This is a genomic window from Rhodopirellula islandica (assembly GCF_001027925.1).
Lineage (GTDB): Bacteria > Planctomycetota > Planctomycetia > Pirellulales > Pirellulaceae > Rhodopirellula > Rhodopirellula islandica.
Genome location: NZ_LECT01000048.1, coordinates 178,815 through 205,705, shown reverse-complemented (window position 1 = coordinate 205,705; position 26,891 = coordinate 178,815). Strand labels below are relative to the sequence as shown.

General features: G+C 57.0%; 22 protein-coding genes. 13 read left to right on the top strand and 9 right to left on the bottom strand.

Annotation, left to right across the window (positions count from 1 at the left end):
* Positions 1-1,702 precede the first annotated feature (1,702 nt).
* The 4 genes from RISK_RS24960 (at position 1,703) to RISK_RS24950 (ending at position 9,642) form a co-directional block, all read left to right on the top strand.
* Positions 1,703-2,065: a hypothetical protein gene (locus RISK_RS24960; RefSeq protein WP_236696674.1), complete on the top strand. Its 363-nt coding sequence runs from the start codon at positions 1,703-1,705 to the stop codon at positions 2,063-2,065.
* Between the two features lie 156 nt (positions 2,066-2,221).
* Complete coding sequence (locus tag RISK_RS24955; protein ID WP_047817033.1) at positions 2,222-2,560, top strand: hypothetical protein; 339 nt, start codon at positions 2,222-2,224, stop codon at positions 2,558-2,560.
* Positions 2,561-2,605: 45 nt separating this feature from the next.
* Complete coding sequence (locus RISK_RS33420; RefSeq protein WP_261340235.1) at positions 2,606-2,737, top strand: hypothetical protein; 132 nt, start codon at positions 2,606-2,608, stop codon at positions 2,735-2,737.
* 506 nt (positions 2,738-3,243) lie between these two features.
* Positions 3,244-9,642, top strand: coding sequence for a choice-of-anchor Q domain-containing protein (locus RISK_RS24950; RefSeq protein WP_390173964.1), 6,399 nt, complete (start codon positions 3,244-3,246; stop codon positions 9,640-9,642).
* 528 nt (positions 9,643-10,170) lie between these two features.
* On the opposite strand, the gene RISK_RS24935 is transcribed toward RISK_RS24950, so the two are convergent.
* The 5 genes from RISK_RS24935 to RISK_RS30360 form a co-directional block, all read right to left on the bottom strand.
* Entirely contained in the window at positions 10,171-10,641 is a 471-nt protein-coding gene (locus tag RISK_RS24935; RefSeq protein WP_047817029.1) for a PA2169 family four-helix-bundle protein, read from the bottom strand.
* 250 nt (positions 10,642-10,891) lie between these two features.
* The gene (locus RISK_RS24930) at positions 10,892-11,752 is read right to left on the bottom strand and encodes a glycosyltransferase family 2 protein (RefSeq protein WP_047817028.1); all 861 of its coding nucleotides are present in this window, start codon (positions 11,750-11,752) and stop codon (positions 10,892-10,894) included.
* The gene (locus tag RISK_RS24925; protein ID WP_047817027.1) at positions 11,749-12,867 is read right to left on the bottom strand and encodes a glycosyl transferase family 28 protein; all 1,119 of its coding nucleotides are present in this window, start codon (positions 12,865-12,867) and stop codon (positions 11,749-11,751) included. The genes RISK_RS24930 and RISK_RS24925 overlap by 4 nt, the downstream gene beginning before the upstream one ends.
* Entirely contained in the window at positions 12,864-13,949 is a 1,086-nt protein-coding gene (locus RISK_RS24920) for a glycosyltransferase family 4 protein (protein WP_047817026.1), read from the bottom strand. The genes RISK_RS24925 and RISK_RS24920 overlap by 4 nt, the downstream gene beginning before the upstream one ends.
* A gap of 127 nt (positions 13,950-14,076) precedes the next feature.
* On the bottom strand, positions 14,077-14,289 hold the full coding sequence (locus RISK_RS30360) for a hypothetical protein (protein WP_083435161.1): 213 nt from the start codon (positions 14,287-14,289) through the stop codon (positions 14,077-14,079).
* 219 nt (positions 14,290-14,508) lie between these two features.
* On the opposite strand from RISK_RS30360, the gene RISK_RS24910 reads away from it, so the two are divergent.
* Positions 14,509-15,930, top strand: coding sequence for an MATE family efflux transporter (locus RISK_RS24910; protein WP_047817024.1), 1,422 nt, complete (start codon positions 14,509-14,511; stop codon positions 15,928-15,930).
* A 346-nt stretch (positions 15,931-16,276) separates the two neighbouring features.
* Here the strand turns inward: RISK_RS24910 and RISK_RS32370 are convergent, their stop codons facing one another.
* On the bottom strand, positions 16,277-16,723 hold the full coding sequence (locus tag RISK_RS32370; protein WP_160311503.1) for a hypothetical protein: 447 nt from the start codon (positions 16,721-16,723) through the stop codon (positions 16,277-16,279).
* Positions 16,724-16,797: 74 nt separating this feature from the next.
* Here RISK_RS32370 and RISK_RS24900 point away from each other — a divergent pair, with 74 nt between their 5' ends.
* From RISK_RS24900 to RISK_RS24875, 6 genes are all read left to right on the top strand, one after another.
* On the top strand, positions 16,798-17,181 hold the full coding sequence (locus RISK_RS24900) for a heavy-metal-associated domain-containing protein (RefSeq protein ID WP_047817022.1): 384 nt from the start codon (positions 16,798-16,800) through the stop codon (positions 17,179-17,181).
* A 55-nt stretch (positions 17,182-17,236) separates the two neighbouring features.
* Complete coding sequence (locus RISK_RS24895) at positions 17,237-18,391, top strand: ABC transporter permease (RefSeq protein ID WP_047817021.1); 1,155 nt, start codon at positions 17,237-17,239, stop codon at positions 18,389-18,391.
* A gap of 29 nt (positions 18,392-18,420) precedes the next feature.
* The gene (locus RISK_RS24890) at positions 18,421-18,942 is read left to right on the top strand and encodes a hypothetical protein (RefSeq protein ID WP_047817020.1); all 522 of its coding nucleotides are present in this window, start codon (positions 18,421-18,423) and stop codon (positions 18,940-18,942) included.
* A gap of 2 nt (positions 18,943-18,944) precedes the next feature.
* Positions 18,945-20,504 carry an HlyD family efflux transporter periplasmic adaptor subunit gene (locus RISK_RS24885; RefSeq protein WP_047817019.1) on the top strand — a complete coding sequence of 520 codons (1,560 nt, stop codon included), beginning with the start codon at positions 18,945-18,947 and terminating at the stop codon, positions 20,502-20,504.
* Positions 20,504-21,205, top strand: a complete 702-nt coding sequence (locus tag RISK_RS24880) for an ABC transporter ATP-binding protein (protein ID WP_047817018.1) — start codon at positions 20,504-20,506, stop codon at positions 21,203-21,205. The genes RISK_RS24885 and RISK_RS24880 overlap by 1 nt, the downstream gene beginning before the upstream one ends.
* A gap of 85 nt (positions 21,206-21,290) precedes the next feature.
* On the top strand, positions 21,291-22,424 hold the full coding sequence (locus RISK_RS24875) for an ABC transporter permease (protein ID WP_047817017.1): 1,134 nt from the start codon (positions 21,291-21,293) through the stop codon (positions 22,422-22,424).
* Here RISK_RS24875 and RISK_RS24870 read toward each other — a convergent pair.
* Positions 22,402-22,611 (bottom strand): hypothetical protein, encoded by a 210-nt coding sequence (locus tag RISK_RS24870; protein WP_047817016.1) that lies wholly within the window; start codon positions 22,609-22,611, stop codon positions 22,402-22,404. The genes RISK_RS24875 and RISK_RS24870 overlap by 23 nt on opposite strands.
* A gap of 194 nt (positions 22,612-22,805) precedes the next feature.
* On the opposite strand from RISK_RS24870, the gene RISK_RS24865 reads away from it, so the two are divergent.
* Together RISK_RS24865 and RISK_RS24860 are read left to right on the top strand one after the other, a co-directional pair.
* Complete coding sequence (locus RISK_RS24865) at positions 22,806-23,657, top strand: DMT family transporter (RefSeq protein ID WP_083435163.1); 852 nt, start codon at positions 22,806-22,808, stop codon at positions 23,655-23,657.
* 212 nt (positions 23,658-23,869) lie between these two features.
* On the top strand, positions 23,870-24,523 hold the full coding sequence (locus RISK_RS24860; RefSeq protein WP_047817060.1) for an SGNH/GDSL hydrolase family protein: 654 nt from the start codon (positions 23,870-23,872) through the stop codon (positions 24,521-24,523).
* A 78-nt stretch (positions 24,524-24,601) separates the two neighbouring features.
* On the opposite strand, the gene RISK_RS24855 is transcribed toward RISK_RS24860, so the two are convergent.
* Complete coding sequence (locus tag RISK_RS24855) at positions 24,602-25,678, bottom strand: Gfo/Idh/MocA family protein (RefSeq protein ID WP_047817059.1); 1,077 nt, start codon at positions 25,676-25,678, stop codon at positions 24,602-24,604.
* Between the two features lie 165 nt (positions 25,679-25,843).
* Complete coding sequence (locus tag RISK_RS24850) at positions 25,844-26,809, bottom strand: RluA family pseudouridine synthase (RefSeq protein WP_047817014.1); 966 nt, start codon at positions 26,807-26,809, stop codon at positions 25,844-25,846.
* Positions 26,810-26,891: the final 82 nt, after the last annotated feature.

Genomic DNA, 26,891 nt, shown 5'->3' with positions numbered 1-26,891 from the left:
CCCGTTGGCAACGCCGCGATCGCCTTGGCTGTGATTCCAACGGCCCTCGATTGGGTACACTGTTCGGCACTTCCAAGTCGTCCGCTTCGTTGATGGCGGTGTCGTAAAAACCTTCCGTTCGGCGACCTGCCGAGGTCGGGGGTTCGAGGGGATCTATTAGTGTGCGATTAGCGCTGATTAGTGTTCCTGGAAAAGCCGGGTTGCGCTGAACACTGATCTTCGCTAATTGAACACTAATCCGACGCGGGCTCTCGGCTTCGATGCGGAACAGTCGCCTAACATGTGTTTCACGCTGGATAGCGACTTCGTCTCTGGAGCCTCGTTCGGCGGGTCACGTCGTTCGCTTCGATGATGCCTTCCCATTGGCAACGCCGCGATCGCCTTGGCTGTGATTCCAACGGCCCTCGGGTTTAGTACACTGTTCGGCACTTCCAAGTCGTCCGCTTCGTTGATGGCGGTGTCGTAAAAAGCGTTCCGTTCGGCGACCTGCCGAGGTCGGGGGGGCGAGGGGATGTATTAGTGTGCGATTAGCGCTGATTAGTGTTCCTGGAAAAGCCGGGCTGCGCTGAACACTGATCTTCGCTAATTGAACACTAATCCGGCGCGGTCTCTCGGCTTCGATGCGGAACAGTCGCCTCACATGGGTTTTACGCTGGGTCGCGGCTTCGTCTTTGGAGCCTCGTTCGGCGGGTCACGTCGTTCGCTTCGATGATGCCTTCCCGTTGGCAACGCCGCGATCGCCTTGGCTGTGATTCCAACGGCCCTCGATTGGGTACACTGTTCGGCACTTCCAAGTCGTCCGCTTCGTTCAGGCGTTGTCGTAAAAACGTTCCGTTAGGCGACCTACCGAGGTCGGGGTTTCGAGCGGTCCGAGGGGGTCTATTAGTGTGCGATTAGCGCTGATTAGTGTTCCTGAAAAAGGCGGGCTGCGCTGAACACTGATCTTCGCTAATTGAACACTAATCCGGCGCGGGCTCTCGGCTTCGATGCGGAACAGTCGCCTCACATGGGTTTTACGCTGGGTCGCGGCTTCGTCTTTGGAGCCTCGTTCGGCGGGTCACGTCGTTCGCTTCGATGATGCCTTCCCGTTGGCAACGCCGCGATCGCCTTGGCTGTGATTCCAACGGCCCTCGATTGGGTACACTGTTCGGCACTTCCAAGTCGTCCGCTTCGTTCAGGCGTTGTCGTAAAAACGTTCCGTTAGGCGACCTACCGAGGTCGGGGTTTCGAGCGGTCCGAGGGGGTCTATTAGTGTGCGATTAGCGCTGATTAGTGTTCCTGAAAAAGGCGGGCTGCGCTGAACACTGATCTTCGCTAATTGAACACTAATCCGGCGCGGGCTCTCGGCTTCGATGCGGAACAGTCGCCTCACATGGGTTTTACGCTGGGTCGCGGCTTCGTCTTTGGAGCCTCGTTCGGCGGGTCACGTCGTTCGCTTCGATGATGCCTTCCCGTTGGCAACGCCGCGATCGCCTTGGCTGTGATTCCAACGGCCCTCGATTGGGTACACTGTTCGGCACTTCCAAGTCGTCCGCTTCGTTGAGGGCGGTGTCGTAAAAACCTTCCGTTGTCCGCCGCAGGTTATTCGTTGGCAAACCTCATCGTCGAAAAATCGCCCACGATCAAATGGTATTCTGACCTTCACCCGTTTTTCGCGCGGATTGAATCCATTGTCCGTCAACACCGCTGGCTCTGGACGGACGTGGACCTTACTTGTGAACTTCCTGTTCCGCCCAACAACAGTGATCGTTACTTGGTCGACGGCGACACGCTTTACGACTTCGCTCTCAATCGTCCTCAATTCGTCTGGTCGGTGCTGTCGGCATTGCCTGCATCCGCCGATTTCGACCCCACGATCCTCGACTCTGTTCCGTATGCTGACGGCAACGCCGATCTGTGGCATGGTTCGCCGCGGCCGCAATTCTCTGACGCGAGTTTCGAGATCGTTTGCTGGGATTCTTCGGCGACGCTGCTGATTGGTGCGTCTGACGACGTCGCGAATGCCTTTCTCGCTGCGTATCCGGACGCACGCAACCTTGATACTGACAATCAATCGCGGGGCTAGCGGCGGACAACATGGTGTTCACGACGGGCCTTCGGTGCACCTTCCTTGGTTGGTCACGCGGGCTGGCGTTGGTACAATCTCTCGTTGTTCAGACATCGCTGGCTCGGTTCCGGGCGGTGTTCAAATACTGACTGTGGGCCGACGCAGGGGGGGCCAATGCCGATCGCTGAAATCATTCACCCCGGATTCTCCACCGCCGACGGAGAGGTTACATCGATTTCGTATGATGGCAGTGATGTCACGCTGAGATTCCTCGATTGGCGTGAACATCAAATTTGCGTCGTGTTTCGTGACGTCACTCGTTTCGAGTGGACTGATGAACCAGACGACTTGTTCGAGGGTGAGCCGTACGATGGCACGTGTGTGGTTCGGAATTCTGCCTGGCCGCCAATCGTTGCCGAGTCCAAATGGGAACACTACCGCCTGAACTTCAACGCTTGCGGCGGTCGGTTGGATGTCGCTTGCGAGTCTTTTGCGATGGGGACGCTGCCATAGCGCAGGGTCGGCCCAGTAAGGGCTTTTGCTGATCGCAATCCCAAGGTGCGCCAACATCATAGCGCACTGGAACGAATTGACGGCCATGTCGACGACGCCGACGTGATCGCGATCTATGACGTCGATCCTGAGGGCGACGTTTTTCGCGAAAATGCGATTCTGGGGGTGAAGACGTGAGCGATCAACGGCAGACGCAGGTGGTCACGAGCAAGGTGTGGGAGGTAGACGTTTCCGCGCCACTTTTCAGCGCGTCCTGTTGCACGATGAATGACAGCCCACAAGTCGATGTTGGCCGAGTTCGGCAATGCCGATCTGGATCTCGATGCGGGCGTGCGCAAACGAGTTTGACACGGCTGCCTCATAATCGATCCCAATTGCATGACCGGCATATCTGTTGCTTTGTACAGCGATAGTCGTCCCTCACCCGGGTGGCTGTCGCTTTCTTTGTGCGTCTTGCGCGGTCAAACGTGGGGGAATGCGCGATTTGGGTGGCTCGTTGACGCCCTCCCTCACCCGTTTTTGACTCATCGGAGACCTTTATGTTCGGCTTTCGTTCTGCCCGCTTGCTCGAAAATCAACCAGTTGATCAACGCCACGCTCCCGAAGTTGCAAAGGAAGCTGAGAATTTTCAGAGGAGAAAGCGACGCGGAACCAGGTCACGCCGAACAACTCTGAACCGATTGATGGGGGAACGCCTCGAGGAGCGTCGCGTTCTAGCGGCTTATGTCGTCGACACCGCCCTGGATGTGGTCGCGGAAGACGGCATGATCAGTTTACGGGAGGCAATCCAAGCCTCCAATTCCAACGCCATTGTGAATGCGGACACGGTGCCGGGTGATTTGACTGCGACCGAAATCGATCGCATCACCTTCGCCGACGGTTTGAGCACGATCCTTCTGGGCAGCGAGTTGGAGGTCACCGAATCGCTCCAGATTGCGTTGGGTGACTCATCGGGTCAAACGATTGGCGGTGGCAATGTCTCGCGAATTTTCGCGATCAACGCGTCCGCTGGGGAGGCCGTGATCGTGGATGTATCCGGTTTGACGCTGCAAGACGGTTTGGCGGAATCAGGCGGTGCAATCTTCGTCGGGTCGGGACAATCGTTGTCTCTAACCAATGTCACGTTGACAGGCAACACAGCGACTGGCGACGACGCTGACATGGGTGGCGGTGCCCTGGCCATTGATGGCGGGAACGTGACGATCACCGATTCAACGATCACCGGCAATGTCGCAAACGGTGTCTCCGGCAGCGGCGGGGGGATCCTCAATCAAGGCACGCTGACTGTTGCGGGCGGCCAGATCAGTGGCAACACCGCCAATCGTGCTGGCGGTGGGATCGAAGCGACCGCGGGGAGCAGCACAACGCTGACCGATGTTTTGATGGAACTCAATGTAGCCGGACCGGATGGTTCGGCGGCGCCAGGCAACGGTGGCGCACTGCATCTCTCGGGTGATGGCAACGCAGAGATCTCAGGGGGAACGATCCGCGACAACACCGCGGCTCTCGAAGGCGGTGGTCTTTGGAACAACACCGGGACGATGACGGTTGACGGAACCATCTTGACCGGGAACGTTGCCTCGGGTGACGCCGCCGATGACGGTGGCGGAGCGATCTTCAACAATGGCGGAACACTGACGGTCAGCAATGCAACGATCAGCGGCAACGCGGCTGACGGAACGCTTGGTAGCGGTGGTGGTATCTTCAGCACCGACGGTGCAGTGACGATCAACTTGAGCCAAATCGGTGGTGCGATTGCATCCGAAGGCAACACGGCCAATCGTGCTGGTGGTGGCATCGAAGTGATCACTGGCACGGTGACGTTGAACTTCGGAACCGATGTTTCGAACAACTTCGCCGGTATCAATGGCGGTGGATTGCACTCGACGGGAGCGGCCAACGTGACATCGAACCTGGCGATCTTCGGCAGCAACACGGCGGCCAGCGAAGGGGGCGGTTTGTGGAACTCGTCGACCGGAACCATGACGCTCAACGGCGGGGCGATTTCATCGAATGTTGCCAGCGGCAATGACGCCAGCAACGGTGGCGGCGGTCTATTCAATGACGGTGGCACGCTGAACGTGATCGATGCAGTCATCGGATTCAATGTCGCCGATGGTGCCAGCGGCAGCGGTGGTGGGATTCTCAATGATGGCACGCTAACCGTCTCGGGTGGCGAGATCAGTGGCAACACTGCCAATCGAGCCGGTGGTGGGATTGAAGCCACGGCGGGGAGCGGCACGACGTTGACGGATGTCAGGTTGGAATCAAACGTTGCTGGACCGGATGGATCTGCATCACCGGGCAACGGAGGTGCATTGCATGTTTCTGGCGATGGGATCGTGACGATCACCGGCGGTTCGGTGACGGACAACGTTGCTGCGAACGAAGGCGGTGGCCTTTGGAATAGCGTCTCCGGAAGTTTGACTGTGGACGGGACGACCGTCAGTGGGAACTCCGCTCCAATTGGTGGCGGCATTTTCAATGACAGCGGTGTCGATGCGACATCGCAGTCTTTCGAAACGACCCTGAGTACCCTGAATGATTCAGGTGTGAGCGGAACCGCATCGGTTACGGTGGACACGAGTGATCCCGGCAACCCGTCGATCACGGTCCATATCAACGCTTCTGGTTTGGTTCCCAACCAACCTCACATCCAACACATTCACGGACGATTTGCATCGGACCTGGATTCGACCGGAACAATCCCAGGACCCTTCCTGGGTGAAGGTGGTGTTGCGATCGATTCGCGAACACCGGATGCTGGCGATGATGCGAACGGAGATGGCTTCATCACCGTCGGCGAAGGGGTTTCTGGATATGGCAACGTTTTGTTGAACCTATCCAGCCCACGTGCACCGGTTCCTTTGGAAGGGAACTCACCGTTGGCCGATTTCAACTTGGATGACTTTCCCACAGCCGAAGACGGCACGATCGACTTCAGTGAGACGTACACGTTTGATCTGAGCGATGCTGACCAAGCTCGTCAGTACAACAATTTGTTGCCGATGTCACTGCGTGAGATCGTGCTGCATGGGGTGAACACGGACGTTGATGTTGACGGTGATGGTTCACCGGATGGTTATCGCGTGACCGGTCCAGCTGCAGCGGGCACGTTGCAAGCCGTGGGCGGAATGCTGACGATCGTGAATGCGGAGATTTCTGGCAACACAGCAACGGGGAACGGTGGCGGGATCGCCAACGAAAGTGGAAATGTCTCGATCGCTGATTCAAGCATCTCTGGCAATGTCAGTGGTGGCGATGAACCAGGTGAAGGTGGCGGGGGAGTCTTCAATGACGGCGGCACGGTCACGATCACCGACAGTGATGTTTTCGAGAACACCGCGATGGTGGGACTGGGCAACGGCGGCGGGATTCTGAACGCGAACGGCGGAACGTTGGTGGTTCGTGGAGGAACGATTTCGAACAACGATGCGTCTCGTGCGGGCGGTGGTGTCGAGAACGCTGGCAATGCAACCTTCTTCGAAACTGAATTCGACGGAAACACGACTGGAATCAATGGTGGTGCTCTGCACACATCCGGCCCTTGGACCGCGAATTTCATTGACACGACCATCACTGCAAACACTGCGGGTGCGGAGGGCGGTGGTGTTTGGAACAGTTCGGCCGGAACGATGACTCTGGTTGGATCGAGCGTTGATGGCAACACGGCCAGCGGCGATGACGCGGATCAAGGCGGTGGCGGTGTCTTCAACGATGGCGGCACGCTGACCATCGACTCGACGTCCATCACCGGCAATGCAGCTGACGGAATCTCGGGCAGCGGCGGCGGAGTCTTGAATCTCGGTTCGCTGACCGTCACTGACTCGACGATCAGCGGCAACGTTGCCAATCGCGCAGGCGGTGGGATCGAAGTGACCAACGGGTCAACGACATCGCTGACGGACGTGAATCTGGACGGAAACAACGCCGGTGTCAGTCCCGCAGTGGCAGCGCCTGGCAATGGAGGTGGCTTGCACGTCACCGACGCGGGGACGGTCACCATCAGCGGTGGCACCGTGAACAACAACGTTGCCGCGTCTGAAGGTGGCGGCTTGTGGAACGGAACCGGTGTGATGACCGTGACCGGAACCACGATCAGCGGCAACACGGCCTCAGGCGATGATGCTGACAATGGCGGGGGCGGTCTGTTCAATGTTGGTGGCACTTTGAATGTCAACGACGCAATGATCACTGACAATGTTGCGGATGGTGCAGCCGGCAGTGGCGGGGGGATCCTCAATCAAGGCACGCTGACTGTTGCGGGCGGCCAGATCAGTGGCAACACCGCCAATCGTGCAGGCGGTGGGATCGAAGCGACTGCGGGAAGCAGCACAACGCTGACCGATGTCTTGATGGAACTCAATGTTGCCGGACCGGATGGATCAGCGGCGCCCGGGAACGGTGGCGCACTGCATCTCTCGGGTGATGGCAACGCAGAGATCTCAGGGGGAACGATCCGCGACAACACCGCGGCTCTCGAAGGCGGTGGTCTTTGGAACAACACCGGGACGATGACGGTTGACGGAACCATCTTGACCGGGAACGTTGCCTCGGGTGACGCCGCCGATGACGGTGGCGGAGCGATCTTCAACAATGGCGGAACACTGACGGTCAGCAATGCAACGATCAGCGGCAACGCGGCTGACGGAACGCTTGGTAGCGGTGGTGGTATCTTCAGCACCGACGGTGCAGTGACGATCAACTTGAGCCAAATCGGTGGTGCGATTGCATCCGAAGGCAACACGGCCAATCGTGCTGGTGGTGGCATCGAAGTGATCACTGGCACGGTGACGTTGAACTTCGGAACCGATGTTTCGAACAACTTCGCCGGTATCAATGGCGGTGGATTGCACTCGACGGGAGCGGCCAACGTGACATCGAACCTGGCGATCTTCGGCAGCAACACGGCGGCCAGCGAAGGGGGCGGTTTGTGGAACTCGTCGACCGGAACCATGACGCTCAACGGCGGGGCGATTTCATCGAATGTTGCCAGCGGCAATGACGCCAGCAACGGTGGCGGCGGTCTATTCAATGACGGTGGAATGCTGAACGTGATCGATGCAGTCATCGGATTCAATGTCGCCGATGGTGCATCGGGAAGTGGTGGCGGCATTTTCAACACTGGGATCGCGACGATCGACAACACGACCATTTCAGGCAACGTCGCCAATCGTGCCGGCGGTGGTCTGGAAGCCATCGGCGGATCGACCACAACGTTTACCGGTGGATCACTGGAAAACAACGTGGCTGGCCCAAGTGGATCTGCTGCGCCAGGCAACGGTGGAGCGGTTCATATCTCCAGTGATGGTTCCGTTGAACTGACGGAAGTTCATGTTGATGGCAACACGGCCGCCAGCGAAGGCGGTGGTTTGTGGAACAGTTCCACGGGAACGCTGGTCGTCACACGTTCTACGATCTCCAACAATGTCACAATCGACGGCGGCGGGATTTTTGCCGACGGGGACGGCGGTGAAGTCACGGTTGTCAACTCAACCATTGCATCGAACTCAGCATCCAGCCATGGTGGCGGTGTCTTGAGCGAAGGTGGAACTGTCTCGTTGACCAGTGTCACGATCGCCGACAACACTTCATCGCAAGGTGGAGGCATCTCGGTCGAAGCGGGCATTTTGTCGTTGATCAATTCGATCGTATCGCGGAATACCGCTTCGACGAATCCCAATCTGTCGGGTTCCATCACCGACAACGGAAACAACCTTGTCGATGATGACGCAGGGCTTGGAACACTGGGCGAGTTTGGTGGCCCAACCCCGACGATTCCATTGCTCGCTGGTAGTGCTGCTTTGGATGCCGGGGTGCTGGCCGGATTGGCAACTGATCAACGCGGCGTTGCGCGACCGCAGGGTCCGGGGGTCGACATCGGTGCCTTCGAATCGGATCTGGCGGCACCGGTTGCGGCTTCGTTGAGCATCGTTGCTGAGAATGCCCAACGCGTCGAAGGTGATGCGGGGACCACCGCGTTCACGTTCACGGTGACTCGTTCCGAAAGCACGACCGGTACTGTCACGGTGGACTATTCAGTGGTCGGTGACGGAGAGGATCCAGCGGATGCGAGCGATTTTGGTGGCACATTGCCCACCGGGACGGTGGCATTCGCTGATGGCGAGTCGGCGGCGACGATCACGGTGAACGTTTCGGGCGACACTCAAGTGGAGTCAGACGAAAGCTTCACGGTGCTGCTTAGCAACGCCAGCGATGACACGCTGATATCACAAGCGGATGCGGCGGGAGTCATTCTCAACGACGACATCAATGAACGTGAAACGCGAATCTTGATTCCGACCTTTGTGGCGCGTCCACACTTGATTCCTGGGGATGGCATTCCAACCGCAATCATCTTTCAGGCGTTGACGGACACGACGGTCACGGTCACGCCGATTAGCGTGACCAGCCTGAGCGAGACGGTGCGGATCGTCGATGCCGATACGTTGACGGTGAGTTCCTATCAGAACGGTGTGGCGAGGGCGAACTTGGAAGCCGGCGAGTTGTATGCGGTCATTTTTGAGCCGCTGTCCAGCGATCGGATTTTTTCGATTCAATCGTCAGCCGGATCCGACACGTTGACCAATCGAGCGGCGACGAACATCCTGCAGCCAACCGATACATCGGCTGACGGTGAAACGACGGCATTGGATGCGTTGATGGTGATCAATGAGTTGAACCGTTTGAACGATGCCGGTGGTGAACCACTCGTGGGAAGCTTCGTCGATGTCAATCGCGACGCGAACGTCACTGCACTGGATGCATTGTTGGTGATCAATCATCTCAACCGAATGGAACTGTCAACCAACGCGGCTTTGGGTGAACTCATTGCACCGCAAATTCCATTCGGAAGTTTTGCACCCAGTGAGCTCTCGAGCGATGAAGTCGATGAGTTTTTCGACAGCGGAGAAGTCATCGGTGTCGACGGACCCGAAAGCAAGGTCTCATCGACATTCGACGGTTCATCATCGACCGCAACAGCCACGTCATTCGGAGTGGACGAGGCGATGGCGGAACTCGATGACGAGGACCCCTCGCTATCCATGGCAACTGAGATCGAATTGTTGGGAACCGTTTAGCAACTTGGTCCGATAGGATTTGACCGCATCGCGTCAACACCAACCATTTCGAAGTTCAGCGTTGGCCCTGGGTGTACGGGGAAACGGGGAAGCGGGGGCGTTTGCCAAACCGGTTCAAACGCCGAATGACGCCTGCCGACCTGCTTGGCGTCAACCGCATCCCGGGCGGTTGGATTTTCAACTCATTCGATCTTGGTTGGTGGTTTCTCGTTCAACGCAGTCTGATTTGGACGATTGTTTGATTGCCGGAGATGAAACCGAGCCAATCATCATGGGAGGCTCGGTCACGATTGGTCGACACGGCACCACTTTGCCGAACGTTCGGCAGGGTTTGACAACGCGTTCCTGAAGCGTGGGGTTGACCATGAATGGCATTGCGGACGATCTCTTTGCTGCCACTCTTTCGGCTAAACTCAGAACTCAGAACGAAATGCGAACGGAATGTCATCCGCGCAAACAAAAAGCCACGTCCGTGGACATGGCTTTCGTTGTTCGGTTTGGAAACCGATATGATTTGGCAAGCGTTGATCAGCTGGCCTTGTAGGCGTCGCGAAGATCGCGAACTTTGTCGTGGCCGGCTTTGACCTTTGCGTATTGGGCGGACAACACATCGTTCATTGCACTGCCAGCGGTGTCTTTGAGGACATCTTCGTAGGCTTCCTTGATGTGATCCTCCCCACGCTCGGCTTCGATCAAGATCACGGTTGCATCGCCGCCGTTCAGTTTGCCGCGGATGTTGATCCAGATGCGGTGTGTTTTGGCGGCCACGCTGCCATCGTCTTCGGCTTCTTTGCCGTTGAACTCGACGTGCTGCTGCAGTTCAGTGGCCATCGCGGACCGTTCATCACCAATCGCCCGAAACAGTGTCGCCAAACGCTCGTCCTTCAGTTCTTCGGCGGACTCGTGAAAGCCGTTGTAGGAATCGATGTTGGCACGAATCAGCTTTTGAAGCTTTTCGATGGTGGTTTCGTTCAAGTCGATTTTGGTTTCAAGAGACATGTGAAATCCTTCAGTTTGCTGTAGTTGGTAGATTTATCAAACGGTTGTTCGATGAAGGAAGTAGGTTGCAACTACCGTGCCAGAACTCGACTTCGTTCTTCCAAAGAGCCGTTGCCATTGTCTGACACCGCACTTGGTCGCACGCACTACAGCGAACGCTTTCTCGAATGACGATTCTGGGGGTGGAGCGATGCTGACGAGGTGAATGCCCGGTTCACTTGGTTTTGCTTGTTTAATCTTGCGTACCCAATCAAAATCCCGCTGGTGTCAGAGACGTGGCTTTTTGAATTTCGGATTCCGTTGGCATGCGATGGATCGTGATTGAGTCGGCGTCTTTGTCAAACTCGATGAGTTCTCGCTCCGCAAAGGCGTTGAGCCAGGATTCCATGGGCCAGACGCCCCACTTGCGGTGAAATCGTTCAGCGTTTTTGACGATTGGTTTGAGATGGTTCAGGGGTGGTTTGCAAACCGAGTGATGTTGGTGATAGGCAACAGCGTTTACGAACCCGAATGGCACCCCAGCTTTGCGAGCAGAAAACGCGAAGTCGGTGTCCTCGCCACCATAGCCATCAAATGAATCGTCAAACCCGCCGATTTGATCGAAGGAAGAGAGGCTGGTTGCAAAGCAGAGCGACCAGAACATTTCGTATCGTTCGGAACCTTGACGTTTTTCCTCGCCAAGTTGAGGCTGCAACGGATGACCGACTGAAAGTCGTTGGAGATGATCCATTTGCCAGTCGTCTTCGGCGGCTTCCGCGGGGAGGTAGCGGGGGCATCCCATCCACAGTCGGTCCTCGGTTTGAAGTGCATTCAACATGTTTCCGATCATGTCGGGCGATGGGATGCAATCAACGTCCAGGAACACCAAACCGTCGGTTTTGCAGAGCGAAGCGGCGTGGTTGCGAGCCTGCGCTAAGGGAAGCGGTTCGGTTGGATGATTGACACTGGATATGCGAATCGGGAAGCGTTGACAATCCGGAAGTGTGACATCCTGATTCATGCCAACGACAACCCATTCGTGTGGCAGAATTTCAGATTGCAACAACCCCTTCAGTTGATTTTCGAGATGTGCCTGACGTCCGCGAACGATGGTGAGGACACTGATCTTCATAGCGTTAACAACTCCCGAGACAATCTGGCTTCCTGGGACCATTGAGCGACTCGAGTGATGTGCTCCGCCGCCTGCTCGGCTCCGTCCTGTTCAAAAATATCTCGCCATGGTGATGGATCCAAGGACATCGCTTCCTCAATCAATGTCGGCCACTGGCCTAATTGGGGCCAATCGGTCAATCCGATTGCCAATTGTTCCCGGCTCAGGATCTTGGCCTTGCGAATTTGTTCTTCGAAGGGGCGGTCTTCCGCGATCGCGATGAACCGGCACCGGGCATGACCGAGCTCCATCACGCTGTTATGGCCAGCAGATGTAACGACGACACTGGCATCAGCGATCCAACTGCCGGGATGATCTTGCCATCCGGCGAAGAGCAGATTTGCCGGTGTTCGTTCGGCGTTCGTATCATCTTCTTTTCCTAAGACGCACCAGTCCGCGTGCGGGACCGAAGTCGCCGCGTCTCGCAAGTGCTGGTGAACGTCGCCCGTGCCACCTCGACCAAACATGACCACGATCAACGGCCGATCGCTTTTTCGTGAGTGCCGTTGAGCTTGACTCGACGATCCGCTTGCTTCTTCGCGGCAAAAACCATCCAAGTAGACCGTTTTGTCTTGGACAAAATCGGGTGTGATGTCATCCTCCATCGATTGCGGGAAGGGAGCCAACAAGGAGTGAGCGGCTTCGTAAGCGGCCAAGTGAGCAGCGTCGTCGCGACGTCCATGCTGACGCATCACAATCTGAGGAATCGACGCCAACCGCGTGAGCATCGATATCTCCGCTGAAACGTCGATCACCATCACGTCTGGTCGAGTTTCATCCAGCCAACGTGTGTACTGAGCGACTCGCTTCGTGATGGAATCTGTCCACAGCGGTGTGTGGTGCAGCGCGGAAACGTCTCGTGCGTGCTGCATTCCACGTACTGGAACGTCGTCGTTGTCGCATTCGATTCCGATAACGTTCTCAAGCGTGGGACCGCTCCAATCGAGGCCATGAATTCGGCTGGTGACAACCGATGCTGGCACCGGCAACTGACGAAGAATGGCCTCGGTTCGGTGCTTATGGCCCATCCCGTGATAATGGACATAGAAGCCCACATGGGGTTGTCGAACGATCACGCCGCAACCTCATTCGGGAAGCTCCAGTTGGAGTGTTTTCGGTACAGCGACTCGTATTGTTCCACCATTCGGTCGAAGCTGTAGTGCTCTTGTGCGACCCGGCGGCAGATTTCACCAGGCAGCTTCATGCATCCAAGCAACGCCTGAGCCAAATCACGGACACTTCCCGGCTTGGCCAATCGGCCGGTGGATTTGCCAATCAGCTCCGGCAAAGCACCGCGATTGAAGGCAGCCACGGGAGTCCCACATGCCAGCGATTCTGCAACGACCAATCCAAAGGGTTCGTCCCAACATGGTGTGACCAAGGTCACGGCTGAACGACTGATCAACGTGCAGAGTTCTTCGTGGGTACGGTGACCATGGTAAGCATCTTCCGGACGAAGCAGTGGGAGGACTTCCGAGTCAAAGTAGCTTTGATCCGAAATGGGGCCAACAACGTCAAGCGGGATGCCGGCGCGATGTGCGGCACGCAATGCCAAGTGGGTTCCCTTGTCCGGCAGGATGCGACCAAACCAAATGGCACGTCGCTGTTTTTCTGCTTTGCAACGCACCCAGAACGAAGTGTCGACTCCATTGTGGATCACCGTTTGGTCGGGCAGCAATGAACGCCAGGCATCCGCGTTTGCATTGGAGATGTTGATGAATTGGCCGCAAGCTTCCGCGTTTCGTCGTTGCACTTCCGCTGCCATCCGAGGCAGGACCGGTGCATGCAGCGTCGTCATCAAACGTGTCGGCAGCAGATGTGAGAACTGCAAAGGAATGGGGCTCAGCGAGTGATTGTGAATCACGTCAAATTGACTTGTGCTGAGTTGCAACATCAAATCCGCGTAAGCTTCGTCTTCCACGCTTTCAATCCAGTCGTGGCACAGACGACCGAGACGTGCATTGGATTCGGGGATGGTGGCGTTTGGGATGATGCTCGTGAGAGGCAACCGCGGATCCGAGTCTCCCGAAGCAAACAATGTGACCTCGTGACCTCGATTCACCAGGGCGTTTGTGTACGCGTGAGTGAATGCTTCCAAGCCTCCTGCGTATGGTTTCGCGATGGGAAATTTGAGATGACCTACAATGCCGATTTTCATCGCGAATGGCTCCCCAGCCGATGGAGTTGTGAACGGGTGATTGATGCTCCGATCATCCGTGATGTCGTTTTCGATTCCGTCGGCCTCGGCTTGAGCAACGACCGTGCCAAAGGTCGTGGGGAGTTGCTCAGCGACGTTGCGTTGCGACCACGGACACCCGTTCCACGATCGGATTGATGACTCCTGAATCGGTTAGTTTTCGATCAGATTGGTTGATCAATGCAACCAACGACGAGAGCAAACGAGACAGCGTTCCAATGCCGGAGCGGGAGCGAACAATGCCGCTCGCAGGGTGCTCGGTTGTGTCGGATTGCCTTCGTGAAAGGCTGGTGGTGGACATTGTGTTTTCCTAGTTTCGAGGTCACGTTGATGGACGTGATGCGGTGGCACATATTTCGCTTACGTAGTCGCGAATCAATTCCGAACCGCCACTGCATTTTTTGAGCCAGAGGGTGATCGTGTTTTAGTCAGCGGCGTCATGTCGCGATCCTCGCACTTTTGATTTTTTTGAATTGCCATCCGCGATGGTTGGCCGTTGTCCATTCTCTCGTAGGAAGTCATGTCTGAATCGTCCCGTCGAATTGAACATGACGCTTACGGCTATCGAGCGATGGTGGCGGTTGCCATTCCGCTGGCGGCCACCGTTGGTTGTTTCTCGATCACGCTCTTCACCGATCGCACGCTTTTGATGTGGTATGGTCCAACTTCGTCAGCGGCGTCGATGGCGGCGGGCAATTTGTACTGGGCGATCGCATGCATTCCCGTCACTGCAATGGGGTTCATCACCCCGCTTGCTGCGATGGCGATGGGAAAGAAGCGTGGTCGGGGAGCGGTAGCGCTGCGGGTTTGGTCGCTGCTTTGGCAGTGTTTGTGGTTCACTCTGGCTTGCGTTCCAGCCTTCGCGTTGATCGGTTGGATGAGCCCCGATTTGTTCGAAGCCTTTGGACACGACGTTGAACTGGCGGATCAGGAGGCACGCTACTTTCAAACGTTGCTGTTGGTCGCTCCCGCGTCGATGCTGGAAGCTGGCCTGACCGCGTTCTTCGTGGGAAGGCGGGTGACTCGGCCGATCTTGCAAACCAACATCGCCTCGTCCGTGATGAATGTCGGATTGGATTACTGGTTCATCTTCGGTGGGTTGGGATTGCCCGCGATGGGCGTCTTTGGTGCTGCACTCGCAACGACCATTGCGATGTGGTTCAAAGTGGCCGTGTTTGTGGTGATGTTGATGCGTTTGAATTCATTCGGGCGTCATTTTCCTTCCGCATGGCGACCGAGTCGTCATGTCATGACTGAAATCATCGTGCCGGGATCCGCGATTGGATTGCAACAACTGATTCGGTCTGGATTGTTCAGCTTCGTGTTGCTGGTCATTGGTGCGGCTTCGGTCACCGGTTTGGCAGCGACCTCCGCAGCGCTCACGATGTATCAGTTGCTATCGATTCCCGCGATTGGTTTGGGCACCGCGGTCACCGTTGTGACCGGGCAAGCGCTGGCATCCAAAGGGATTGGTTTGGCATCGGACACCATCCGTCGAGGGATGAGGTTGGGATTGGTCGTGGCGCTGACATTGGCGATTGCACTCGCCGCGTTCCCGGAACCTCTGCTGCAGATACCGTTGGGGGGAATCGGCGCGCAAGAGCGAGACGAAATTCAACCGCTGGCGATTCGCTTGATGCGGTTTGCGGCTGTCTACGCTCTGGTCGACGTCGCCAGCCTCTTGCTTGCCGCTTCAGCGAAGGGTATCGGCAAGTCGTTTGTGATCTTGGTGGCAACCGCGATTCCAGGCGTCGTGGTGGTTGCCGGTGGATGGTTGCTGGCACCCGATGGATGGCTTCGGAACGGATCACTGGTGGGGGAAGATCAAATTGTGATTCATTGGTGGTCCGTCTTGGTGCTTTGGTCGACGGCTCAAGCACTCTTGTTAGCGGGGAGTCTGTGCTGGTCGACGAAGCGGACGTCGGACGCGGCATTGGCCTAGCTCGGTCACTGGCGAGCACGAAACGCTCTTTCGGCGTCGCAGCTGCTTGACGTTCACTTCGGACCAATTGCCAAACCGGGGCAAAAGCCAATTCGACTCACGCACTGATCAAATCGATCGTCCGTCCCCGCTCCATTGGGCCGACCGTTTCCTTCCAACGCTTGGCTTCGGCGAGATTCAGGTTGCTCTCACAATTGAGCGTTGGTAGACTCGGAAGCATGAGAACCCCGCTCTTCATCGCCCTGTTGGTCGTCAATTTATTGACGTGCCCTTTGCGTTGTTTTTCGTGCCAAACGGAAGCAACATGCGATGAAAGTGTTGCTGCAGAAACGTGCCGTTGTTGCCATCACGGGGAGTCAGCAGCACCGGCGACCGCGTCGGATCTTGATTCGACACGCGGCCAATCCTCCCCGTGCGGAGGCGATTGCACTTGCCAAAACTGCATTTGCGAAGGTGCGGTTCTGGAGAGCGACTTGGATCTTCCCGATTCCAGTTCGCTCGTCGTTTGGACCAATGTGGTTGATCGGCGATCGATGTCGCCATCTTGTTCTGGTGCGACGTGGTTTTCTTTTCGTGACTTGCCGTCTTGTGCGAGTCCATCTGGTCGGCAGGTGCGTCTTGCGCACCAATCTTGGCTGATTTGATCTTCGCCATCCTCCGGGAAGTGCTGGAACGCTGACAAGGCGTCGCTGCGCTTCCATCTACGAAGATCGCCCTGAATCACAAATTGGTGATCGCGTCGCGTGATGGATTCGTCACGTTCGATCCGTCGTGTTTGAGTTGGTGTGGCCAACGTACCGGTTTCCCTCGCTTGCGCAAGGAAGCAGAGCTGCCTGCGCCACACTTTGTCTGATTTCCCCTTTTGACATGGAAGAGTTGAGAATGATGTTTGGTTCGAATGGCAATGGACTGGGATTGGTCGCTTTGGCTTGCCTCCTGTCCGGTTGGTTCAGTCCTGCGGCTGCGTCCGCTGAAACGCTGGATTCCAAGCGGGATCCATCTCATCAGATTGTGATGACGGTGGGTGAGATGTGTGGCGGGTGCGTCAAGAAGATCACGGCCCGATTTGATTCGGTGGATGCGGTCACGAAAGTCGTCTGCAGCATCGAGAAGAAGTCCGTCGCTTTGGTTGCCAAAGACGGTGTGAAGTTAAGTCCCAAGGGAATTTGGGAACTCATGGAAAGCATCGGCAAGACGCCAAAGAAGATGATCACGCCCGACGGCACGTTCACCTCCAAGCCCAAGCGTTGAAGATGAGATTCGCAATCGGTTTCGCAATCCAATTCTTGTCCTGGGACATTCGCTAGTGCTGTTGCCTTGGGAATACGGCGTCCGCAATTTGGCCCGACGGCCGGTGCGCACTGCGTTGACATTGGTGGCCCTGGCCACGGTGGTGATGCTGGTGTTTGTGGTCGTGGGATTCATTCGCGGATTGGAACGGTCGCTGGCAATCAGTGGGGATGACGATGTGGTGTTGGTGTACTCGGTGAACTCAGAAGAGAACATCGAGAACTCATCGATTGCCGCGCGGACTCCATCGCTGTTGGCCGCCAGCCTCGATGGCACGATGAAGCGTTTTGGCGTCCGTCATGTGTCACCGGAGCTGTACTTAGGAACGCGAGTCGCGACGGACTCTGGTCCGGGAGGCCTGGGGTTGGTTCGCGGTGTGACCACATCGACGCCCTTGGTGCGTCGTTCGGTGCAGCTGGTCGAGGGATCTTGGCCGTCCGATGGGGAAGTGATGGTTGGCCGTTTGGTGGCCACCAAGCTTGGTCGCGAACCGAGTGAGCTGACACTTGGCAAACAGCTGGAATTTGAGGGCCGCAAGTGGACGATCAGCGGCCGGTTCGCTTCTGGCGGGTCGGCCTATGAATCGGAAATCTGGTGTTCCTTGAATGACTTTCAAACTGCGACCAAACGGCAGGATTTGAGCTTGGTCGCAATTCGATTGTTGCCTGGTCGCTCGGCGGCGGAGGTTCAGTTGTTCTGCAAAGAGCGTTTGGATTTGGAGCTGCGAGCGATTCGCGAAACGGATTACTACGCGTCGCTTCAGCAGCACTACAAACCCGTCCGAGTGTTGGCGTGGTTTGTGGTGGTGCTGGTGTCCGGTGCGGGCGTGTTCGCTGGATTGAACATGATGTATGGATCGGTTGCCGGACGGATCCGAGAAATCGCAACGTTGCAAGCCATCGGTTATCGACGGCGTGCGATCTTGCTGAGTGTGGTCCAGGAGGGCGTCCTGTTGGCGGCCGCTGGATCGTTGTTGTCAGGGGTGGTGGCGTTGCTGCTGCTCAATGGCATGGCGGTTCGATTCACAATGGGAGCTTTCACATTGAGGATCGACAGTGTCGCGATCTTGATCGGGTGCGGCGTTGGAATTTTGTTGGGTGTCCTTGGTTCGTTGCCACCGGCACTCAAAGCGTTGCGAGAAGAAGTCGCAACGGGACTGAAAGCAGTTTGACTCAAAACCCTTTTTCAAAGAGAAACACAATGAAACGTTTTCAACACCTTGCCCTATTGGGCGTCGTTGCTTTGATCGCTGGTTGCGGCGGTTCAGAAGTTGCCGAGAATGATGCGAGCCAAGGGTCCGGTGCGGATTCGGCTTACCTGGCCAGCTCGGAACCTGCCGATGCGATGCCCGTCGGGGAGGCCCGTGAGAAGGCTGGCGATGGCGAAGAGTTGACCTTGGTGGGATTGATTGGCGGCTCCGCGGACCCGTTCGTCGATGGTTTGGCGGCATTCACCATTGTCGATCCGAACGTTCCCTACTGTGCCGATGACGAAGGTTGCCCGACACCCTGGGACTACTGTTGCACGCAGGACCAGGTCAAAGACAACATCGCGACGGTGAAGGTCGTTGACGAGTCGGGAGCACCGGTTTCGAAAACCGCTCGCGATTTGTTAGGCGTCAATGAGCTGGCAACTGTCGTGGTTCACGGGATTGCCAAACGGGACGACCAAGGCAATTTGACCGTTGAAGCCAGCGACGTTTTCGTTCGGTCGAGCAAGTAGTCATGGCAGAAGCTCCGCTTGATCTCGGCCAATTGGCCATCGACCGCACGCCAACGCAAAACAATCCCGCATCGTCGCCTCGGCGTCGACGTTGGATCAGCCGTTTTGTGATGCCGATTGGAATCCTGGTCGGCTTTGTAGTATTGCTGGCGGTCGCGGCGGGGCGTCATTGGTTGCCAAGGCAAACGGTCACCGTGATGCCGGTGATCGCCAAACGTGCCGAGGTGGTTCAGGCGGGACAAACGTTGTTTCAATCACCCGGATGGATCGAGCCGCGGCCGACCGCGATCAGCGTCGCGGCCTTGGCCCCAGGAGTGATTGAATCGTTGTTGGTGGTGGAGGGGCAACCGGTCAAACGGGGCGAGCCGGTTGCTCGTTTGATCGCCATTGACGCGGAGTTGAACGTTCAACAGGCCAAGAATGCAGTTGCGATTCGGCACGGGGAACTGCAACGTGCGGAAGCGGAATTGAACGCTGCCCGGGTACGTTTCGAAAACCCGGTGCACTTGGAGGTTCAACTGGCCGACGCGGAAAGCATGTTGGCGAAAGCGCAGACGGAACTTGCCAAGTTGCCGTTCTTGATTGACGCTGCCGAGGCGAACGTGGAATACGCTCTGAACAACATGCAGGGCAAGCGGTCGGCCGAAGGCGCGATTTCCGGTCGAATTCTCGCTCGTGCGGAAAGCGACCACGCAGCGGAGCACGCGAATCTGCAGGAGTTGCAACGTCGCCAGCCGAACCTAAAACGCGAAGTGGATGCCCTGAGCAACAAGGTGCAGGCGTTGGAGAAGCAGCGTCAGTTGCTGGTCGAAGAAACTCGTCAAGTGGAAGAGGCCAAGGCCAAGGTCGCGTCTTCGAAAGCACTCTGGGATGAGGCGAGGTTGCAGCTGCGACAGACTGAGTTGGCGTTGGAACGCAACGTGGTCAAGGCTCCCATGGATGGTCGAATTCTACGATTGATCGCTTCGCCTGGAACGCGTGTTTCGGGCATGGCGTCCTCGACGGGGCATAGCGCCAGCACGGTGGTAGAGATGTACGATCCCGAACGCCTGCAAGTCCGCGCGGACGTGCGTCTGGAAGACGTCCCGATGGTTCGGCAAGGCCAGCCAGTGGAGATCGAAACCGCGTCGTCGTCATTGGTTATCCAGGGACGAGTGCTGCAAGCCACCAGCGCCGCGAACGTTCAAAAGAACACTTTGGAGGTGAAGGTCGAACTGATCGACCCGCCTCCCACCGTGAGCCCGGAAATGCTCGTGACGGCAACGTTTCTTTCTCCAGCGACAGAACTCGACACCCAAGCGGCGAAGGACAGGCAGCGATTGTTTGTGCCGCAGTCGTTGGTTCAAACAGGAGACTCGGGAACGTTCGTTTGGTGCGTCTCTTCAGATCAGATTGCAAGGAAAACGCCGGTGATTGTCGGGGGAGCCGGAGGTGATGGCTTGGTCGAAATTGAGTCGGGACTGAACGTGACGGATAAATTGATTGCGAACATTCCATCCGGTTTGGAAGCAGGCGATTCCGTCTTGGTGGAACGCGAAGACACAACGATGGGGATGAACTGATGGCATTGGTCGAACTACGTGGCGTCTGCAAGAGTTTTCGCAAGGGTGATGAAACGATCACCCCTCTGGACGAGGTTGATCTCGACATCGAGGCGGGCGACTTCGTCTCTTTGATGGGGCCAAGTGGCACCGGGAAAAGCACGCTGCTGAACTTGGTCAGCGGAATCGATCGTCCCGATGCGGGAACGATTCGTGTGGCAGGAACCGAAGTCACCAAACTTTCTCGCGGTAAGTTGGCCGATTGGCGAGCGGCAAATTTGGGCTACATCTTCCAAACCCACAATTTGATTCCCGTTCTGACGGCCTACGAGAACGTCGAACTGCCGACGTTGCTGTTGAAAATGTCGGGGACCCAGCGTCGGCAGCGCGTTGAGTTGGCGCTAGAAGCGGTGGGGCTGAGCGATCGAGCGGATCACTACCCTCGGCAGTTGTCGGGAGGACAAGAACAGCGGGTCGGGATCGCCCGAGCGATTGTGGCTCACCCCAAAGTCGTCGTGGCGGATGAACCGACGGGGAGTCTGGATACCGACACCAGCGAGCAGGTGCAGGTCTTGCTGCAGCGATTGAATAAGGAACTGGATATCACGCTGTTGATGGTCACTCATGACACGGATGCTGCCAAAATCGCATCGCGGCAATTGGTTTTGGATCGAGGTAAGTTTATCGAGGTTGGATTGGACGAAACCTCGGCAGTTAGTTGAACTCAGGTGGCTTTGGCTGTTGGGTGAGTATTCACAGGCTGGAAGCCTATGCCACATTGGGTGCTTCCGAAATCGGATGGACATTATGTTTCGTTATGTTTTGAAAACGCTTTGGCGACACCGCACTCGGACGCTGCTGACTGTCACCGGCGCGGCGGTTGCCATGTTTGTGTTCTGCTTTGTCGGCTCCGTGCAAGAGGGCCTGCATCGACTGACGACGGGATCGGATGCGGATCGCAATCTGATTGTCTTCCAAGAAAACCGCTTTTGTCCGACCAGCAGTCGTTTGCCGGAGGACTACCAACGTGTCATTTCGGAGGTCCCGGGTGTACGCGACGTGATGCCGATCCAAGTGTGGACGAACAACTGCCGAGCGAGCCTCGACATTGTGGTCTTCAACGGAGCCGATCCGAAACAGATCCAGCAAACACGTCCGTTGAAATTGACCAGCGGGAGTTGGCAACAGTTTGAGTCCCATCGAGATGCGGCCATCGTGGGGCGGAACGTGGCGCAGCGTCGAGGGCTGAAAACCGGAGACCAATTCACGATTGGAGACTTGTCCGTGCGTGTGGCGGGTGTCTTTGAATCGAGCGTTCCATCCGAAGAGAACTTGATCTACACCAGCCTGCAATTTCTGCAGTACACGCGTGGGTTGGACGCCGCCGGGTTGGTGACGCAGCATGAAGTCATGCTCACCGACGATGCGGACCCCGATCGTGTGGCGGCAGCGATTGATCAGAAGCTTCGGGCCGGCGCGGTCGCGACCAAGACTCGCCGAAAGGGAGCGTTTCAAGCCAGCACGTTGTCGGACTTGGTGGACTTGATTGGTTTTGCTCACTGGCTGGGCTACGCCTGCGTCGCCTTGGTGTTGTCGTTGGTCGCGACGACCACGGTGATGAGCGTCCAGGACCGGATCAAGGAATACGCGGTGCTGCAAACCGTGGGCGTTCGACCGCTGCGAGCCATGCGGTTGGTTTTGGCCGAGAGCACCATTTTGTGCTTGGTGGGCGGGGTCGCGGGAACGCTGCTCGCGCTCGCCGCGCTTGGTTTGGGAGGGTTTGCAATTGGTGCCGAGGGAGCCACGATCGCGTTCCGTCCATCGCTGGGGTTGGCGGTCACCGGACCCGTGGTATCGGTCTTGGTTGGGATCCTCGCCGGGTTGGTGCCCGCCATTCAGGCCGCCACCGTCCCAATCGTCAACGCGCTGCGGCAGGCGTGAGATCACACGAGGTCACCTGAGTCGAGCTTGTCCCGCTCGACGCGAACAGGCTCGCTGCGATTCCCTGGAGAAAGCGTTGAATGATGAGATTGGGAAACTCAATCCCCAGTCTTTCCAGCATGGACGACACCCGGTCGTCCCGCCCGCCGTTGAAGATCTCGGCTGTCTGGTGCACGACGATGGTCATCACTCCAATTGGAGCAACATCGAATCTCGCCAGGGGCTGTCCGAGGGGCATTCGCGTGCGTGTCAGATGTTTGGCTGCGTTGACGTGTCGAGCGAATGAGCTAGTTTGATGCCTTTTTTCAACGCGCGCATTGGAGTTTCGTGACTACCAAATTGAGAAGTGAAGATCGGTCGAATCTTGTCGGATCGATCTGGATGGTTGCCTCCATGGCGGCGTTTTCTGCGGAAGACGCGTTGGTGAAAGCCGCTGCCGAAGTGCTGCCAGTTGGCCAGATTTTGTGCCTGTTTGGGTTGGGAGGAATGTTGGTCTTCGCTGGCATTGCGAAACGCAATCGGGAACCGCTGTTCACGGCGGACGCACGTGCGCCAATCATGCTTGTTCGAATGTTGTTGGAGGTCACCGGCCGACTGTTCTATGTGCTCGCGATTGCGCTGACCCCGCTGTCGGCGACCACGGTCATTCTTCAAGCAACGCCGCTGGTTGTGGTCGCAGGTGCCGCGATGGTCTTTCACGAACAGGTAGGGATACGAAGGTGGATGGCGGTCTTGGTCGGCTTGCTCGGGGTGATCGTCATCGTTGGTCCTGGCACGGACGGTTTCTCGATGCTTTCGATGTTGGCTGTCATGGGGATGCTTGGATTTGCCGGGCGAGATCTCGCCAGTCGTGCGGCGCCAGCTAGAGTCAGCACGTCGATCCTTGGTTTGTACGGTTTCCTGTCGGTGTTGGTTGCTGGGGTGATGTCTTCTTTGTGGCGAGGGGAGTGGTTTGTTTGGCCAACCGGCAAAGTCTCGTTCTGTTTGTTGGGAGCGGTGTTGGTGGGGGTGGCCGCGTATGGCAGCTTGATGAAAGCGATGCGGACCGGTGAGGTCTCGGCAGTCACTCCTTTCCGTTATTCGCGTTTGCTGTTCGGAGTCGCCTTCGGAGTGTTGTTGTTTGGTGAACGGTTGAATCTGCAGATGATGGTGGGTTCGGGGCTGATTGTGTTGTCGGGCTTGTTCATCATTTGGCGAAAGAGGGCACCGGTACCGAAGGTCGAGTTTTCGTGAGCGAGACGCTTTCTGGAGCCGGGATTTCGGAAGGTGCTTCGTGTCATTGCCTCCCTTCAGTGTTTCCTGAGACCTGGCCTGGTTCGGATTGGCCAATCTGCTTTTTTTTGAAGAGTGTTGACCTTGGTATGATGGTCTTGCTTGTATGTCCAACGCTTTGGGATCGGTACTCCCAAGGTGTTGAATGACCGATCGATGAAATGGGAAACGCGATGAAATACAGAGTGCTGGTTCTTCTTTTGTGTTCTGTTTTTGTGGGGACTGTTCACGCGCAAGATTTGCCGGAGGTGTTGATCATCGGCGACTCCATTTCAATCGGCTACACGCCCGCGGTTGCTGCTGAGCTGGAGGGCAAGGCGGTGGTTCGGCACAACCCTGGGAATGCACAGGACTCAGGGACCGGTCTGAAGAAGCTCGATCGATGGATCGGAACCGAGCAGTGGGATGTCATTCATTTCAATTGGGGGCTCTGGGACCTTTGCTATCGACATCCGCAGTCGAAGGTTCAAGGGAATCGAGACAAGGTCAACGGGACGCTGACGACGTCGGTTGAGCAGTACGAACAGAATCTGGATGAGATCGTTTCGCGACTGAAGAAGACGAATGCGAAACTGATTTGGGCTCACACGACCACCGTTCCGGAAGGCGAGGCTGGCCGCAAGGTCGGGGACGACACAATCTACAACGAGGCCGCGGAACGAGTCATGATCAAACACGGCATTGCGGTGAATGATCTCAACCAGGTTTCGGATTCGTTCGCGGCGGGGCTGTTCGTCGCCCCAGGCAATGTTCACTTCACAGCAGAGGGATCAAAGAAGCTGGCTGCTGCAGTGAGCAATGCGATTTCGAATGCCTTGCAAGAATAGGGGCTCGCCTGTCAACCAATCGCTTCGCAGTGGTTGCGAGTTAGGATTCAGCGAGTCTCCTTGGCAGTGAGCCGATTTTCAGCGATCAATCAGGGGCAGGGTTTTCTGTTGAGCGGCGCTTTGAATGGCGGTCTCGATGATTTGCTGGCCAATTCGGGCGATGGTGGGCGAGAGCGGGCCTTCGACAGGGAGGTCTTGGTTCAGCCGCGAGAGCGTGTATTCGATCCCGTTGGTTTCGCCCGTTGGGAGGTCTTCGACCGGATGATCGTAACCTTCCGGGCGGGCCTCGGTTTGGACACGCAAGGTGGTTGCATAATCGTAGCTGGAGATGGTCCCGCGAGTCCCGCGAACGACGTAGCCGCATTGGGGTTGTGGTTGGTGAACCCACGGGTCGGTGAAGGTTCCCCAGCGGGTTTCAAATTTGGACATGCCAGTCGCATAGCGAGCGATGGTGATGCTGTGCTCGTCGACTTCCAATCCCTTGGTACCGGTGGTCACGCAAGTCACGTCGATGGGTTTTTGGCCGCCATTGAACCAAGTGCCCATCGTCACACCGTAGCCGAGGTAGTCTCGCAGTGATCCGCCACCGGCGTCCAGCTTGTACCACCAGCTGCGTTGCTTTTCTTCCGCGGTCGGTTCCAGTTCGAGTTTGTCTGCGCCGTGATAAAGGGGGCCACGATTGCCACCATAGTGATGCACCTCGATGACGTCCCCGATTGTGCCTTGGTTGATCAGGCACCACGTCATGTAATGAGCTCGGTCCCAACGGGCGGGCCAGTTGATGATCAGCTGCTTTCCGGTGGGCCGCATAGCCTCGATCATCCGATCGGCATCAGCCAAGGAGGCCGCGAAAGGTTTTTCGACCAGCAGGTGAACACCCAGCGGCGCGAGTCGTTCGACCCATTCCGCATGCTCGCCGGTGGGTGGGCATAGGATCACCAGGTCTGGCTTTGCGGTTCGAACACATTCCAGTTCGTCGGTGAAAACGTTGTCCGATGGGATTTTCAACGCTTCAATGGTCGGCTGCATCGACTGGCGATCGGAATCACAAACGCCGACCAGTTCCGTGTCGGTGTGCTCGGTGACTTGCCGCAGCAGGTCGCCCATGTGCATGTGAGAAAAATTGATCCCAGCGATTCGCCAAGGTTTCATCATCGGTCGCTCGTGTCCTGCGTTGCTTGAAAAAGCCAACTGGATGCGTTGGCTGGTGCTCAACGAGTTTAGCGAACGCAGGGCAATTCGACACGCGGGGCAATACGACACGCCGGGGAAGAGTCAGCGACGGGGAGTTGGAATCATGCTCTTCCACTTGGTTGCCACTCAAGCCGGTCGGTCACTGCGTCCACGTGCACCAGCGACGAACTTTTCCATGGCACTGGGCAGCGGCGTGTCGAAGCTCACCGCTTCGCCGCTGACGGGATGAAAGAATCCGAGCGTGCTCGCGTGCAATGCCATGCGTTTGCGATGCCAGCGAGCGTGCATGGCTTCCTTGGGTTTGTAGCGTGGTTCTCCAAGAACCGGATGGCCGGCGTTGGCGAATTGCACTCGGACTTGGTTGCGTTTGCTGGTTTCGAGTTGGGCTTCGATCAGCGTGGTGTCTTCGCCATGGCTGGACTCTCGTTCGACCAGCCGACGAACCACCTTGTAGTGCGTGATGGCTTCGTCGGTGTCTTTGCCCGGGCGGGTCTCGTAGCGATCCAGATTGCTGCCGGTGGCCAAGTGCGATTCAAAGGTGCCTTCATCGGCGAGCACATTCCCAGCCACGATCGCGTGGAATACGCGAGTGGGGCGGCGGTCCTTGAATTGCTCGATCAGCAGTTCTGCGATGGGTTCGTGTTTGGCGAAGACCAGGAGTCCCGAGGTTTCCCGGTCCAGGCGATGGACGACAAACGCCTCTTTCTTTGCCTTGGAGTAGCTCAGGTAAATCGAGACACGATCGACCAAGCTGTTGGGTTCACCGCGATCGGTCGGGACGGTCAGCGTGCCGGCGGATTTGTTGACGACGATGATGTGGTCGTCTTCAAAGACGATCTCGAACGTGCGGTCATCCCACTGACGTTTCTTTTCACGATAGCGCTGGTGTTTGTCGTATCGGACCGCCACCAGGTCACCTGGTTTGACCGTGGTCCCGACACTTTTGCACGGAGATCCATTGATCATGACGCAGCCCTGGTCGATCATCCCGCGAGCTTGGCTGCGGGAGGTTCCAGAGAGTTCTCGGACGATGATATCGACACGTCCTTCGTTGGTTTCATCAACGGTGGTCGAAACGCTAGTCAGCGGCATGAATGGATTTCAGAGGAAAGCGGCATCGGGATGAGGCCTGCCAAATGTCCTTTCGAACGCTCGCAGAAACCTCGTAGCCGCC

What these genes read in the sequence shown, in the direction of transcription:
- RISK_RS24870 (WP_047817016.1), bottom strand. Translation starts at nt 22,611, where the DNA reads ATGACCATCGTCGTGCACCAGACAGCCGAGATCTTCAACGGCGGGCGG.
- RISK_RS24880 (WP_047817018.1), top strand. Translation starts at nt 20,504, where the DNA reads ATGGCATTGGTCGAACTACGTGGCGTCTGCAAGAGTTTTCGCAAGGGT.
- RISK_RS24860 (WP_047817060.1), top strand. Translation starts at nt 23,870, where the DNA reads ATGAAATACAGAGTGCTGGTTCTTCTTTTGTGTTCTGTTTTTGTGGGG.
- RISK_RS24865 (WP_083435163.1), top strand. Translation starts at nt 22,806, where the DNA reads ATGGTTGCCTCCATGGCGGCGTTTTCTGCGGAAGACGCGTTGGTGAAA.
- RISK_RS24920 (WP_047817026.1), bottom strand. Translation starts at nt 13,949, where the DNA reads ATGAAAATCGGCATTGTAGGTCATCTCAAATTTCCCATCGCGAAACCA.
- RISK_RS24885 (WP_047817019.1), top strand. Translation starts at nt 18,945, where the DNA reads ATGGCAGAAGCTCCGCTTGATCTCGGCCAATTGGCCATCGACCGCACG.
- RISK_RS24900 (WP_047817022.1), top strand. Translation starts at nt 16,798, where the DNA reads ATGGAAGAGTTGAGAATGATGTTTGGTTCGAATGGCAATGGACTGGGA.
- RISK_RS24855 (WP_047817059.1), bottom strand. Translation starts at nt 25,678, where the DNA reads ATGATGAAACCTTGGCGAATCGCTGGGATCAATTTTTCTCACATGCAC.
- RISK_RS24930 (WP_047817028.1), bottom strand. Translation starts at nt 11,752, where the DNA reads ATGAAGATCAGTGTCCTCACCATCGTTCGCGGACGTCAGGCACATCTC.
- RISK_RS24955 (WP_047817033.1), top strand. Translation starts at nt 2,222, where the DNA reads ATGCCGATCGCTGAAATCATTCACCCCGGATTCTCCACCGCCGACGGA.
- RISK_RS24935 (WP_047817029.1), bottom strand. Translation starts at nt 10,641, where the DNA reads ATGTCTCTTGAAACCAAAATCGACTTGAACGAAACCACCATCGAAAAG.
- RISK_RS24910 (WP_047817024.1), top strand. Translation starts at nt 14,509, where the DNA reads ATGTCTGAATCGTCCCGTCGAATTGAACATGACGCTTACGGCTATCGA.
- RISK_RS24875 (WP_047817017.1), top strand. Translation starts at nt 21,291, where the DNA reads ATGTTTCGTTATGTTTTGAAAACGCTTTGGCGACACCGCACTCGGACG.
- RISK_RS24850 (WP_047817014.1), bottom strand. Translation starts at nt 26,809, where the DNA reads ATGCCGCTGACTAGCGTTTCGACCACCGTTGATGAAACCAACGAAGGA.
- RISK_RS24890 (WP_047817020.1), top strand. Translation starts at nt 18,421, where the DNA reads ATGAAACGTTTTCAACACCTTGCCCTATTGGGCGTCGTTGCTTTGATC.
- RISK_RS24950 (WP_390173964.1), top strand. Translation starts at nt 3,244, where the DNA reads ATGGGGGAACGCCTCGAGGAGCGTCGCGTTCTAGCGGCTTATGTCGTC.
- RISK_RS30360 (WP_083435161.1), bottom strand. Translation starts at nt 14,289, where the DNA reads ATGTCCACCACCAGCCTTTCACGAAGGCAATCCGACACAACCGAGCAC.